This window comes from Prochlorococcus sp. MIT 1342 (assembly GCF_047304495.1).
Classification (GTDB): Bacteria; Cyanobacteriota; Cyanobacteriia; order PCC-6307; family Cyanobiaceae; genus Prochlorococcus; species Prochlorococcus marinus_D.
On the sequence record NZ_CP138957.1, the window covers coordinates 2,157,871 to 2,172,495 of the forward strand.

The 14,625-nt window shown below is 46.5% G+C and carries 9 protein-coding genes; 6 read left to right on the forward strand and 3 right to left on the reverse strand.

Going from position 1 to position 14,625, the window contains the following annotated elements; all coding sequences use genetic code 11:
• Positions 1 to 52: 52 nt before the first annotated feature.
• The gene (locus SIB79_RS11080) at positions 53 to 748 is read right to left on the reverse strand and encodes a Crp/Fnr family transcriptional regulator (RefSeq protein WP_063404567.1); all 696 of its coding nucleotides are present in this window, start codon (positions 746 to 748) and stop codon (positions 53 to 55) included.
• 223 nt (positions 749 to 971) lie between these two features.
• Here SIB79_RS11080 and SIB79_RS11085 point away from each other — a divergent pair, with 223 nt between their 5' ends.
• The 3 genes from SIB79_RS11085 (at position 972) to SIB79_RS11095 (ending at position 5,924) form a co-directional block, all read left to right on the forward strand.
• Positions 972 to 2,891 carry a CHASE2 domain-containing protein gene (locus SIB79_RS11085; protein WP_063404565.1) on the forward strand — a complete coding sequence of 640 codons (1,920 nt, stop codon included), beginning with the start codon at positions 972 to 974 and terminating at the stop codon, positions 2,889 to 2,891.
• A 14-nt stretch (positions 2,892 to 2,905) separates the two neighbouring features.
• On the forward strand, positions 2,906 to 5,023 hold the full coding sequence (locus SIB79_RS11090; protein WP_063404563.1) for a hypothetical protein: 2,118 nt from the start codon (positions 2,906 to 2,908) through the stop codon (positions 5,021 to 5,023).
• Positions 5,024 to 5,357: 334 nt separating this feature from the next.
• Positions 5,358 to 5,924 carry a cyclic nucleotide-binding domain-containing protein gene (locus SIB79_RS11095; protein ID WP_063404561.1) on the forward strand — a complete coding sequence of 189 codons (567 nt, stop codon included), beginning with the start codon at positions 5,358 to 5,360 and terminating at the stop codon, positions 5,922 to 5,924.
• A 76-nt stretch (positions 5,925 to 6,000) separates the two neighbouring features.
• Here SIB79_RS11095 and SIB79_RS11100 read toward each other — a convergent pair whose 3' ends face one another.
• Positions 6,001 to 6,174 carry a hypothetical protein gene (locus tag SIB79_RS11100; RefSeq protein ID WP_155724694.1) on the reverse strand — a complete coding sequence of 58 codons (174 nt, stop codon included), beginning with the start codon at positions 6,172 to 6,174 and terminating at the stop codon, positions 6,001 to 6,003.
• A gap of 219 nt (positions 6,175 to 6,393) precedes the next feature.
• Between SIB79_RS11100 and SIB79_RS11105 the strand changes: the two genes are divergently transcribed.
• The 3 genes from SIB79_RS11105 (at position 6,394) to SIB79_RS11115 (ending at position 11,597) form a co-directional block, all read left to right on the forward strand.
• The gene (locus SIB79_RS11105; protein ID WP_155724693.1) at positions 6,394 to 7,266 is read left to right on the forward strand and encodes a hypothetical protein; all 873 of its coding nucleotides are present in this window, start codon (positions 6,394 to 6,396) and stop codon (positions 7,264 to 7,266) included.
• Between the two features lie 767 nt (positions 7,267 to 8,033).
• A complete protein-coding gene (locus SIB79_RS11110) occupies positions 8,034 to 10,181 on the forward strand; it encodes a hypothetical protein (protein WP_155724692.1) in 2,148 nt (715 codons plus the stop codon).
• Between the two features lie 732 nt (positions 10,182 to 10,913).
• Positions 10,914 to 11,597, forward strand: a complete 684-nt coding sequence (locus SIB79_RS11115) for a phosphatase PAP2 family protein (protein ID WP_236072697.1) — start codon at positions 10,914 to 10,916, stop codon at positions 11,595 to 11,597.
• 319 nt (positions 11,598 to 11,916) lie between these two features.
• Here SIB79_RS11115 and alaS read toward each other — a convergent pair whose 3' ends face one another.
• On the reverse strand, positions 11,917 to 14,595 hold the full coding sequence (gene alaS / locus SIB79_RS11120) for an alanine--tRNA ligase (RefSeq protein WP_063404551.1): 2,679 nt from the start codon (positions 14,593 to 14,595) through the stop codon (positions 11,917 to 11,919).
• Between the last annotated feature and the right edge of the window lie 30 nt (positions 14,596 to 14,625).

Consider the following 14,625-nt stretch of genomic DNA (forward strand, 5'->3'; position numbering starts at 1 on the left):
ATTAAAGACGGTTCTGGCTGGTCAATTCAACCCGTCACCGTACTCAAAAGCTCTAAGAGCCAATCGGCAACAGACCTCGTTTGACCAGCGGCTGCAGATCCAGCAAACGCAGGCAGCCTTCGATCTCCTCAAGTGTTCCACGACTGCGCAGCTTGCTCAATGTCCGGGAGGTAGTCTCCCTGGACAAACCTGCCATGAGCCCCAACTCCCTTTGGGCTAAAGGTGGAATCGCTGATTTGGGATCATCGGCAGAAGAACTCTTGCGAGCCAAGTAAGCCAATGCATTGAGCAAGCGCGTCGTGGCATCACTGGTCTGGATTGCAAAACGCTGATTGAGATCCCGCAAGCGAGATGCCTCAAGCTGAGCAAGGGCAAGTGCAAAGCCCACTTCCTTGTGCAGCAAAGCCACAAAAGGCGACGCTCTCATCTTCAAAAGTTTCACTGGCGTTAAGGCCACAACATCAGCAGACCTGGGTGCTTCATCAAGAGCAGCCATCTCACCAAACAGATCTCCCTCCCCCAGCACTGACATCACAACTTCATCGCCATCAGTCGTATAACTGCGGACTTTGGCCATGCCTGAGCACAACAGAAAAACCGACTCCCCCCAGTCTTGCTCCATCACGAACACCTGTTCAGCACCATGACTGGACTCAAGATGGCGATCCAATAATTGCTCACAATCATCCGTTGTTAAAGCCGAAAAAAATTGCACAGCCTGCAACTGCTCAACGCTGAAAACAGCCATGTTTCATTATTTTTAGTTATTGAACAGTAATGCAGCCACTAAATCACTCTTCAATATGAATCAATTATTTGCACATTAGTCAACCTTCACTCACACACTAAGCATGCACTATTCCTGATAAAAACTGTCGATCTCAAGACAAAGCCGTTCCTGCCTAATGCAACAAGAGCTGGCTGTTCAGAACGACTGGCATCACCATGGTTATTAGCAGTCTTGAGCATGGATGGGGACAAAGGGCAAGTGGATCCAGCGCCAAGCGGCTGTCTTAAGCCTTGGAGTGGTGATTGCCGGCATTGGCTTGCTCTATCCCAACCAAATAGAGCTTCTTGAACTGGCATTTGTCGATGCTGCCCAAGAGCTTCGTGGCCCACGTCGGGTTCCTGATGGCATCACGATCGTGGCCATTGACGACTTCAGCCTGCAACAAGCATCCAATACAGATCTAAGTGAGAGAAGCGATTTACGTAGTTTGCAGTATTGGCCATGGCCGCGAAAAATCTACGCAACGGTGTTGGATCGCCTCTTTGCCTGTGGAGTGAAGGCTGTTGGTGTTGACCTGCTCTTCGATAGTCCAAGTATCTATGGCCCAAACGACGATCAGGTCTTAGCCGTCACCTTGAAGCGCTTCAAACCCAAAGTCGTATTGGCAGCACAAGTGCTCGAAAGCCGTGGTGCTGTAGGAGGCCTAAGCCTTCTGCGTGCCACCCCTGCACTTAGCGCTGCATTGGGAACAAACCAACACGGACTACTCAATGGATTCCAAGATGCTGATGGTGTGATCCGCCAACGCCCGAATACCTACGCCACCACGGTCAGCAAGAGTCTTGGCAAAAACACTCCTCTTAGCCTTGGGGTTGCGCTCTTACAAGCTGCAGAACTACCAGTGGATCATCATGTGAAATGGGATGGTTGGTTGCCACTCCTGGATCCCTACGGCCCACCGCGCACGATTCCGACCCTTTCCATCTGGCAGCTGCTAGAGCCAAACAGCTATGCAGCATTGAAAGAGTCTGGGCAACTGCGCAATCAACTCGTCCTACTCGGTCCAACGGCTCCATCACTACAAGACTTACACCAAACGGCATTTGCAAGAGGTGCAGGCATGCCTGGCGTGGAAGTCCACGCGACGGAAATCGCCAATCAAATAGAAGGCCGCACCCTGCTGTTCCCCCACAAATCGCCTGGATGGTCGCTGTTGCTAGGAGTAATGGTGGTACTGATGGCCTTGGCCTCTCAGCGCTGGGAACGTCCTCTCACCCGCCTGGGAATGCTGACGGCGATTGCTTCAGGGCTACTGCTACTAAGCCTCCTATTCATCGCCCAACTTGGCCTTGAGGTTGGTTTGGTGAGCCTGTCTGCTGGAGCACTCGCGGCAGGAGTCATCAGTAGTGCTGGTGCCACATTGAAACTCCAATGGCAAAAACGACGCCTACGTCAAAGCCTAGGGCGCTACTTATCACCAGCCGTAGCCGCAGAGATCGCCAATCAACCTGAGGAAGCAGATGACATCCTGGGTGGACGACTCACGGAAGTCGTGGTGTTAATGACCGATATTCGCAGCTTCACCAGCTTCACCCAATCCATGTCAGCAAGTGGTCAAGTACCCCGACTTGTGGAAAGGCTAAACCTCTATTTCTCCGAAGTTGTAGAAGCAATCCATCAACGTGGAGGCACGGTGGATAAATTCATTGGCGATGCCGCCTTGGCTGTTTTTGGAGCACCAATCAAGCGAAGCAGTCAGATGGATGCAAAAGCCGCCATCGAAGCAGCTTTAGATATCGAGAAACGGCTAGCAAAGCTCAATCAACACTGGAACCATCAAGGTGAAGAATCCTGGGAACAGGTGATTGTGCTTAGTTATGGCACTGTGATCAGCGGCAACATTGGCTCCCGCAGCCGCATGGATTACACGGTGATCGGCGATGCTGTCAACACTGCTAGCCGGCTCGAAAAAATAGCCAAACAAAGCAATCAAACAGTGGTTATGAGCGAGGAAGTAGCTCAACTCCTCGGCGACCAATGGACCCTAAAAAACTTGGGACTTTATGAGATACGAGGCCAAAAAGCACAGCACGTGTACGCGATTAAAAGCGTCCATAGCAAAGCCAAATCCCTGAATGAATCAAGTAGAGAATTAAAATAATAAAAGAGTTGACGATGAAGCTAGGCAAACGTTTCTTGTGGCTGATCCTATTACAAGGGTTCATTAGCCCTGCTTTCTCTGCATCCCTTAAACAAGCAACCATTCAACGCATTGTTGATGGCAACGAAGTTTATATCGATAAAAATCAAGCACGAGTAAAGCAATCGGCCAAAGAGGGACAACAAATAAGCACAGGCAACAGCAGAACTGAATTACTTTTTGATCGTCGAGCTCTTGGATATCTCGGCAAAAACAGCTTGATCAACCTCGGTGAAGACTGCTTCAGTTTAAGCAATGGGTCTGTCCTGATCAACGGCACCCAGCGTAGCTGCATCGGTAGCAAAGTTCTTGGAATTCGTGGTACGACCTATGTCTTAAGCATCAACGAAGTAGGTAGTTATGACCTCGCTGTACTCACTGGAGAAGCTCAAATCAGCGGCAAATCTAAAGCAGGCTTGCTCAACGAGCCAGACGCGGACATTCTCACCCTCTATCCTCGACTCAATCCGGTGATTGGAATTGGTGGAACCATCTGGGGAAATAATGCCAATAACAGTGATTTTGAGGGGCTTATTTTAGGTGACTTAGCATACTTTCAACCTCTCAGTCAAAACAGCGGAAGTTCAGTTCTCTATAGCCTTACATCGTCATCCTCTAACTTCGACACGGCATGGGGAGTCAGCCAAGAATTCGGATATCGCTGGTTTGATCCCAATAACCAAAGAAGCAATGGAGTTATGGCGGGGTACACCCATTGGCAGGGTCAAATTAAAGATAGTTGTTCTCGCTCACAGCTTTCATTAGGAGTAGAGACAGAACGAAATCGTTGGAAGCTTGCAGCTGCTGGTGGTGTGCCCGTAGACAACTGCGAGAGCCAATTCTCCTTTGCCAGTGCGACGGTAGGAATGCCTATTGCTGAAATTGATCAAGAGCCCATCACCCTATCCTTATCGCCATATCTACTTGCAGGGATCGGCAAAAACTATGCTGGTGGGCGCGTAGGATTGAATATACCAATCGGTCCAAGATTTAATTTATTTACCTATGGTTCCTACGATGGGATTTCGGAGACAACCATAGGAGGCAAGATATCCTATCGATTCCCCACTGGCGGAAGCTTTGTCGAAGCCCCAGCCATTTTTAAAGATGATGAAACCTTAAGAACTGAAGTCGCCCAGAGCAAGCAATCTAAAAATACAAAATTGCGATTTGCATCTATCGGAAAAATCTCAACTCCTTGCGACTCAGGGCCAGTCAAGTCGCTGATTAATGATGCCTATGTCATCAAAGCTGGCGAGCAAGTGAGAATAGATCCAAACGGAACTATCCTAAGTTGCATGAAAATGACTCCTAAGTATTACACCCAACTCATTATTAAACATATCAAAGGGCAAACCCCCCCTCCAGAAAGCACTGTCATAGCAAAAACATTTAATGAACTGCTGAGCAATACACCAGCTCCTATTGCTCCTCCCCCTAAAAAACAAACATATGGTAGAGGCATCTACTTAACCTTAGGAACCAACGAAAACGGCACGCCAATTATCAATAGCAATAGTATTTTAAGCTCTAAAGACGAACAACCATTTGGCGATATAAATCAACTCATTGAAACGAGTGATACAATACAAACTGAGTTAAATCAGTCCAAAGAAAGCAAAAACAAGAACACCAATAAGGATCAGTCTAGCAAAAATAACGAAAATGAAGATTCAGATAAAGATTCAGATAAAGCATCTAAAAATAGCTCTAGCGATAATTCAGACAAGACTTCAAAAGATAATTTTAAGGATGACTCAGACGATACCTCTACCAATAATTCAGACGATACCTCTACCAATAATTCAGACGATACCTCTACCAATAATTCAGACGATACCTCTACCAATGACTCAGACGATACCTCTACCAATAATTCAGATTATAGCTCTACCAATGACTCAGACGATACCTCTACCAATGACTCAGACGATACCTCTACCAATAATTCAGATTATAGCTCCAGAAATGCATCGAGTGACGATACAAGCAATCAAGCCACAAATACACGCACATCTACCAATACCAATACACGCACCATTACATCTAATACGCCTGCAATTAACACACGCACGACTACAAACATTCGATAAGCTCTGCCATCAATAAGCATCAATAAATCATTAACGCATTAGCCCTCTTCAATGAGCTGAAGCGTTAATCGTTTCGCCAAAATATGAACTCAAACTTAAAATTTCCTATCGCTTTAACAAAAAATATTCTATAAAATGCACAAAATTGACGAGAAGATAAATCAAGCCTTGATCAAAAGGACTGATCAAAGGCCAATCATCTTGAAAAGAGATGTCCAGTTGCCAACATTACTCATTTATCTAAAACAGTGTTCACCCATCAAGCAACAATTTGCATTTATTTTGCGCGATGTTGCCAGTCATACCAAGATAATGAAAGCCATCCATAGCAGCCATGTGGGGACAAGAGCCTCAACTTCAGCGAGTCCGCGAGCGCCTGAAGTTATTGCTGGCGACCCACGCCAATGCACTCCATCCCAAACCCTTGTATGCAAAGCCAGGAGAGCTGCTCCTCAAGCAAGACGCAGCAGCCAAGCACCTGCTTCTGCTGACTCAAGGGAAGGTGGCGATTGAGATCCAACAACAAGGTCAATCTCCTCACACGCTGACAGTGATAGAAGCCGAAGCATTATTGGGGGAGATGGGCCTATTCGGCGATGGCACCCACTCTGCTGATGTCCGGGTGGTTGATGGGCCTGCGGAACTACTCCAAATCAACGGTAACGATCTACTCAAAGCACTGATCTATGACTCCGAACTGCTGATCGAACTGCTTACTCTGATGAGTGAGCGTGTCCGCAATACCAATAAGGTAATCACATTGCTACTTGATGGAATTAACGGAGCCTGTAAAGGGGATGATGTTTTATTGGACAAAGCACTCCAAGACTTAAAAAGTCTGAACCAGTTCGTTTCACAAACGGCCGAACAACTTAAACACCGCTATAGGGTGAATGAATAACCAAAGAAATCATTCATTAACCAATGATATCTTGTTCATCGTGGATTTCAAGTATTAATAGAGCATCTCGCCAAGTCTACTCAAAACCAGCAAAAGAGATCCCATCTTGATAAATAGCGACTTGAATCCCAAGGGAAACATTTCGCTGCGCCGTCTTCACAGCCCGCGGACAATGGAGGTCGAAACGCAGTCGCTCGAAGTTGACCAGTGAGCCGAGCTGGCGGATGCAGGCATCCGCCAGATACTCCAATGCCGCTTACAGATGGAGAGGCCTAGGCCATGGGTAGCGAGTCATTCCTACAAGACAGTGCTCTGAAAATGAGAACAAAATGCTACATAGATTGAGCCGAGCCGCGACAAAAATCCAGACACCACGGTCTCAACCTACAAAGATAATTTTAAGAAGTGAAACAGATTCCAATCTCGGCTCTCATCATTGCTATTAAAGATCATCGACACAGAGCGATCGGTGACCAAAATCATTCACTCATTGAAGATTGCCTTAGTAGCGGCTGTAGCAGTTCATTGTGCTGCAGGAACGAGCTCAACTAACAAAGTAAAAGCACAATCTATTGAATACTGGAATACCAGCGAAGGAGAACTGCAACTTCAATCAAAAGGGCGAAACAATTACACAGGCAATTTCAAGGGCAATATACTCCTAGGCGCAAGAAGTACAACAGGGAATTTCACTGGGCACTGGATTAACAACAAGCGCAACACCCCACGTTGTGATTACCCCGTAAATGGTTCGTACTATTGGGGACCTGCCATCCTGAAATTCACCTCCGACAGTTTTCGCGGAAAATTTGGAGTGTGCGATTATCCGCCCGGTGTGCAGTGGACAGGAACAATCAAAATGACTGGATCCGGGAACAGCGGAATAAACTTGTCAGGATTTTTCAACCCCGCCTACAAAAAAAAGTTTACGACAACGTTTGGTCCACTCATATTCAAAAGGAGCAATGGTCAATATCGAACTGGTGTCTACGGTAATCGTTATGGGACTATTGCGATCACACGTACATACTGGAGAGAAAGACCACGCGAAGAAGCAGAGGTACATGGCACATTCAGCAACCAAGAGGGTAAGCAAGGGGGATTTACCTTTAACTTTGAATCAGAATGCGTCTTCAGTGGCGAATATTGGTATGACAACCAGACCAATAAAAAATATCCATGGCACGGTATCTGCAGCAGTGGTAAACAACGGCCAAAAGGTGGCTGGGGATGCAAAGCGGCAACGGCAGGTTGCTATGCGGAATCAGCAGGAATGCTTGTGGAAGAGTATTGTGTTAAAAACCCCAATACTTATGGCTGCCCATTCAAGAGAAAGCCTTGACCACTAAGGCAGGAGGGCAAATGGTTGGATTACCAAGAGAAGCCTTAGCTCATCGAGATAAAACACAAAAGACCAATCAAAAGGCATAAGCTGATAGCAATGCTATCTAGATAGGCCCATGGAGAAAACTCAACATCGCCCAAACTCTCAAAGGCATCAACTAAAAGCCTCAACGCCAATGGTTGACGTCCAAGGGAAAATATATTATGCCGCTATTTGGGACAAGATTAATCTAGGTAATCGCCGAAAGATTGCAAAGCATGGAGAATGGAATCGGCTCACCAAGCGCGAAAAACCCAAGAAGAATTGGGCACTCAAATAATGCCAAAGACTGAAAGGCGTAAAAGCAAGAAGCACATCATTAAGGCATTTAGCGTGCTAGAAAAACTTGCTTGAAGGCTTTTAATTGTGTAATAAACCATCACCATTCAAAGCTACATTACTCCTATTTCTTTTCACTAATGGGCCTTGTCCGAGTTTTTCAGAGGTGCATTAATAGCAGTTGTTTACATCCTGATTACACATGCTAGACCTCCTGCTGTAATTGCTGTTGAGTAGCTAATGAAGGCGGATAGATCAATAGCCTTTCATATACTTAGCAGTGATATGGATTATTTCTAAAGCAAATCGTGATTTATTGCCTTCTTATTGGTGTCTAACCTATTAATCAAAGCTACGTTTAAAATTAGCCGAGAGAATAAATGCTAAGATTTTGTTTCGTTATCTCCAAAAGCGCATAGTATGTTGAGGTAGATGCTTTCAACGCCTTGGCCGCACATACCTTTATTGGTTTTTTAGGCTTACTTTCTTCTGCTGTTATACCTCCAGTTACACACTCGCCTGTATTGCTATCCTCGCAGAGTACTTTTCTGTCTGAGACTAAGCTTTTAACTACGCCAGCATTGATTCAACCACCAAGGAATATTGCTCAATCTAACAATATCAACGAAAAGCAAAAATCAAAAACTTATTTAAGAACTCAGCCATATCAATCTAAGCCAACACCCAAGATTTATCTGCCACCATCTAAGAAAACACCTAAGCCAACACCCAAGATTTATCTGCCACCATCTAAGAAAACACCTAATACAACACCCAAGATTTATCTGCCACCATCTAAGAAAACACCTAAGCCAACACCCAAGATTTATCTGCCACCATCTAAGAAAACACCTAATACAACACCCAAGATTTATCTGCCGCCAACTAAGAAAACACCTAATACAACACCCAAGATTTATTTGCCGCCAACTAAGAAAACACCTAATACAACACCCAAGATTTATCTGCCGCCAACTAAGAAAACACCTAATACAACACCCAAGATTTATTTGCCGCCAACTAAGAAAACACCTAATACAACACCCAAGATTTATTTGCCGCCAACTAAGAAAACACCTAATACAACACCCAAGATTTATCTGCCCTCTGATTTGGATTCAACTAATGTAAGACCCAAGTCCAAGGGGAACAAGAAGAAATTTAGATATCTCACAATGCAAAAGCCAATCTTGCGTTGTCGCGGCTTTAAAAATAAAAAGACAAATAGGCAAGTGTCTGGATTTAGGTTTAGGCTTTATGGTAGGAATATTAATGCTGTAGCGGCAAAATTACGTAGTCGTCTGTCTTCCTATCAGGCTTCAGGTGGAAATTTATCAAGGTGTCAGTACAGTGCTTTTCTCAAGCCATCTTTATTCGATAAGTATATGGGAGGAAGGCTGCCTAACTCTGCGATCCGTAGTCGTGATAAATACTCGTTAAGCATTTATCCAGGATACAGGTCTTTTCTGAAGGCAAATAAAGGTAGGGCCGCAAAGTTTGGTCTGTTCGCAACCAGCCTGCCCCTTAAGTCTTCAAAAGGAAGCAATTCGTTGCTAAGGGTAACTGCTAATAATGCACTAATACTTTTTGTAGATGCTCGAAATTCTAGCACCTTCAAGTTTATGCCAGCAAATATTCTTGTTCGCTATGTGAATGTTGCAAGACCAATTAGGGAGGTTCTCTCTGAATCGGCGAAACCATCTCTTAAGCGAATAATACGTTATAAGAAACTTAGGAGACTTCGGCTTGAGAAGTTAACAAGATCTTTTTCTGAGAGATTTATGCTTGGCCAAAGTCAAAATTATTTGATTGCAAGTAGAAGCAATCACACTACTCCTTTGACCACATCTTTTACGAATAGCATAGTTGATAAAGAGAGACTAGAGCATCCACAGGTGAATCCTGCTTATTTCCCCGGAGAGATTCTCATTTCCCAAATAAGCCCTGCTAATTATTGTCAGTTTCACTCTGAATTTTATGGCGCTATTTGTGATGATTTAAGCAGCCAGGATGTGAGTCAATTAGAAGATTGTGACTCTATCTACTCAGGGCAAAGTCGAAAACTAGGCCTTTGCCAGACGCTCTTCAATGAGATTGGAGAGATTCAGGGTGGAAATGTTGATGATAATACTACGGCTAATGATAATGAGGAGACTACAGACGAATGGTGTGCTGATGATCCTGACCTATGTGAAGAAGGCTCAAACGATGATAATGAGGAGACTACAGACGAATGGTGTGCTGATGATCCTGACCTATGTGAAGAAGGCTCAAACGATGATAATGAGGAGACAGCAGACGAATGGTGTGCTGATGATCCTGACCTATGTGAAGAGGACTCAAGCGATGATAATGAGGAGACAACAGATGAATTGTGTGTTGACGACCCTGAATTATGCGAGGGTGAATCAGAGGGTGAATTCTGTGATGAGGACGATTGTTATGATGATAATGACAACCCAAATATGTTTGATGATGATATGGGAGCCCCTACAGCATCTACATGTCAAGGCTCAACCTTTGGCGAACAGCTTTTGTGTGCATTACTCAATGCGCTGACAACATTATTGCAAGATGCCTTTTCTTCAAACTAGTATTACCACTTCGAACTTGGCTTGTATTTTTTCACTGGAATAATACTATTAAGTTTGTTGATAAGTGTTTGTTGCTTTTCAAGCCCCAATACCTGCCTATAGGTGGAATAGCGGAGAATTAAAGCCGTATATTAATTCAGCTAGAATAATATTTCATATACATGAGTACATGATGATTTGGATATTTGTAGATGTTTATCTCACCAGAATGTCGACTGATTCACTCTGCGTTTAAGCTTGCCAGCAAAACGATTCTAGATATAAATGGATTAAGATCCTGTAGCTATGCATTCAACTTCTTGATGGACTGATTATTGCCAGCATGGAAAGGGATAGCTTTTAATTTTCTGCAAGACAAATATTATTTAGACTCATTATTCATAGAGCAACTCGTAAGGTCTAAGCAAAATCAGCTAAAGAGAACCCATCTTGATAAATAGCAAATTGACTCCCAAGGAAAACGATTTTCTAGATTAAGCTAGAAAAATCCTCGTCAACGAACTAGAGAGCCATTATCAAGACATTCATCCTATCCTGAAAAGCTAGCGCCATCAGACGGATCGATCAATGTTTACCTGTTAACCGATCGATGACAGTCTAGTCCTAAAGAAACCTATCCAAGCAATATTGCTTTACTTATTGCCACTAGCAATCATCAATCAACTATAAGTAATTTCCATGAAAAACATTTCAGTCCGCAGTCTTCTTCTAAGTTTTGCTTTCACTGGCTTAGTGTCACCATCTGTTTATGCCGAATCAGGCAATCCAGCGAAGGGATTAGTTCTAGATATCTCTGCCCTGCGCAAAGTAATCGGTGATCCTCCAGAAATAGGTAGCAAGTCATTACAACGTGATCTCGATATTCTCTTCTGGCTTCAAAACAGCAGAAACCCTAGCGGAGTTAGGAATGCTTGGACCTATCTGGACAAAGTTTTGACAGTTTTCGAACCTGCCTTGGGTTCTGATTTCTCCAAAACAGCTCCAAAGATCAAAAAAAAGCTTCCGCAATTCATCAAGCTAGTCAACAACGTGAAAGACACTTTCAAGAAAGAAATCAGTCGCGATAGGCCCTTCGTCGCCTATTCCACCATCAAACCCTGCCTACCATTGGAAGATAGCAAGAGTTATCCCAGTGGCCATGCAAGCTGGTACACCACAGCGAGTTACCTGCTAGCCGATCTGTTCCCGCAACGGCGTGAGCCCCTGTTGCTAACAGGGCGCCAGGGGATCTATGTCCGTCCGTTTTGCGGCTTGCACTACCCCAGCGACGTAGAAGCAGGTCACCGACTCGGCAAGGCCGCTGCTCAACAGATTATCCGCAGTCCCCAGTGGTCAAAATTTAAATTATCAGTGCAACAGGAAGTCAAAAGAGCTCTAAATCCGCCACCTGCAGGCCTACCATTAATTAACTACTAAGCTGATTAAATCAACAAGCTTAGGCGGTGATTGCAATCCAGAGCCTTGTGAAATTTCTTTTTTTGATTAAACCTAAGCTATTAGAATATATTAGCCCAATAAATATCATCTGATTTTGCTGCATATACTAGAGATCTTAACTGAAACGATTGACCATAAGTAAGCGCCTAGAAGCATATCTTTCAAAACTCCCGCCCTAAAGACGTAGCAAATATCGTTGAATGAGCTCAATAAGAAAACTAATGCAGCAAGGTCATACAATTACTTGATATCTCGACAATCAAGCTTTTAGTTAAGACGTCTCCCTGCAATTAAAAACTCAGACCAAGACTTGCTTCAGCTCAACCTTTGCCGCTTCCAGAGCAGCATCCAGAGCCGCGCCATCGCGTCCGCCCGCCTGAGCCAGATTCGGGCGACCGCCGCCGCCGCCGCCGCAACGCTTAGCGATCGAGCCAATGAACTTGCCCGCTTGCTGACCCTGAGCGATCACGGCTTTGGCAAAAGCTGCCACCAAAATCACCTTGCCTTCGTCGCTCGGATCAGGCAAACCTCCCAACACAACAGCAGCACCATCCCCCAATTGATCCAATAAACCCTGAGCTGCGTTTTGTAAGCCCGCACCCTCCACACCATCAAGACGGGCCACCAACAACTGGTACTCACCAACAGCTACTGCCTGGGTTGCCAAGGCCGCTGACTTCGCGACCGCTAATTCAGCCCGTGCTGCAGTCAACGCTTTTTGGCTGCTCTTCAGCTCCTCCTGCAGCGATGTCACCCGTTCGACGATTTCGCTGGGCTGCACCTTCAAGCGCTCCAAAAGTTTCTTCACCACCTCATCGCGCTCATTGAGATAGGCCAGCACCGCCGGACCAGCCACCGCCTCAATCCGCCGAATTCCTGCAGCAACACTGCTCTCAGCAACGATCTTGAACAAGCCGATCTCAGCTGTATTGGCCACATGGGTGCCGCCGCAAAGTTCCATCGACACACCTGGCACATCCACCACGCGCACCACATCGGCGTACTTCTCTCCGAACATCGCTACAGCGCCGGCAGCCTTGGCCTCTTGGATCGACATCTCCTCAACAATCAGATCATGAGATTCCATGATCCAACCGTTAATCAAAGCCTCAATCTGCTCGAGTTCCTTGGCCGTAACAGCTCGCGAACAGTGGAAGTCGAAGCGCAAGCGATCGAAGTCCACCAGAGAACCTGCCTGACCGATCCCCGAATCAACGACCTGCTTGAGCGCCGCCTGCAAGAGGTGAGTTGCAGTGTGATTGGCCTGGGCACGGCGACGACAGGCCCGATCCACCTGAGCGTTAACCAGGTCGCCCAGAGCCAACGTGCCGCGCTCAATACGACCAAAATGCACAAATACGTTGCGATGACGACTCACATCGTCAACAGTCACGATCACACCATTGCCGCCGGATCCTTCACCCGAAAGCACACCGTGATCACCCACCTGGCCGCCACTTTCACCGTAGAAGGGCGTGGTATCGAGCACGATCTGCACACTGTCACCAGCGCTGGCTCGTTCGGCCGACTCCCCATTCACGACTAGGGCCAAGACACAGCAAGGCTGCTCCAAGACCTCATAACCCTTGAAGCGAGTGGCCTCCAACTCAGCTGCCATTTGCTCGATAGCCCCTTGCAGCGTGAGATCAATGCTCACTGCAGCGGCCTTGGCCCGCTGACGTTGCTGATCCATCGCTTGCTCAAATCCTTGGAGATCCACAGTCAAACCATGCTCTTCAGCAATCTCCTGGGTGAGTTCCAAAGGAAAGCCATAGGTGTCGTACAACTCAAAGGCCTGGCCCCCTGAAATCATCTGGGGATTAGCAACCAACACATCAGCCAGCACCTTCTCACCACGCTCCAACGTTTCCAAGAAGCGGGCCTCCTCGCGATTGAGTTCCGCCAGAATCAGCTTGCGGCGCTCCTCAAGCTGGGGGTAAGCCTCCACCATTAAGGCAATCGCCGCTTCCCCCATGGCCTGCAAGAAAGGCTTCTCGATCCCGACCAGTCGCCCATGACGCACCACCCTGCGTAGCAAACGCCGCATGATGTAGCCGCGACCAAGGTTGCTAGCAGTAACCCCATCACAGATCAAATGCGTAATCGCGCGGCAGTGATCGCCGATCACCTTGAAGCTGGTCTTCCCCTTTTCATCAAGCTTTTGATAATCGAGACCCGCCAGCCCAGCAGCCGTCTCGATCAATGGGTAAATAATGTCAGTTTCATAGTTATTAGGGACGCCCTGCAAAATCTGAGCCATCCGCTCCAAGCCCATGCCGGTATCAATATTGCGGTTCGCGAGTGGGGTGAGATTGCCCTCCCCATCTCGGTTGTATTGCATAAAAACCAGGTTGTAGAACTCAACAAAACGACCATCGTCTTCCAGATCAATGTCGTCGTTGCCCAGATCAGGCTTGAAGTCGTAATAGATCTCCGAACAAGGTCCACAGGGGCCAGTCGGCCCTGAAGCCCAAAAATTATCAGCCTCATCCATACGAATGATGCGCTTGGGATTCACCCCCACCACATCTCGCCAGATGGTCTCAGCCTCATCGTCCTCACGAAAGACGCTCACCACCAAATTCTTCGGATCAAGTCCAAACACCTCTGTCGTGAGCTCCCAGGCCCACTCAATCGCTTGTTGCTTGAAGTAATCGCCAAAAGAGAAGTTGCCAAGCATCTCAAAAAACGTGTGATGCCGCGCTGTGCGACCCACGTTCTCGATGTCATTCGTGCGAATACATTTCTGGCTACTGGTGGCCCGCGGCGCAGGGCGTTCAGCCTGACCCATGAAAACGGGCTTAAACGGCAGCATGCCAGCAATGGTTAGTAGCACCGTGGGGTCTTCAGGAACCAACGAAGCACTAGGAATCACCTGATGCGCACGCTCAGCAAAAAATGTCAGAAAAGCAGTGCGGATCTCTGACCCAGTGCGAGGTCGCGAATCACCAGAACGCAATGATCTTGCAACGGCCATGAAGAATTCGGACGTGGAACAAGGATCCAC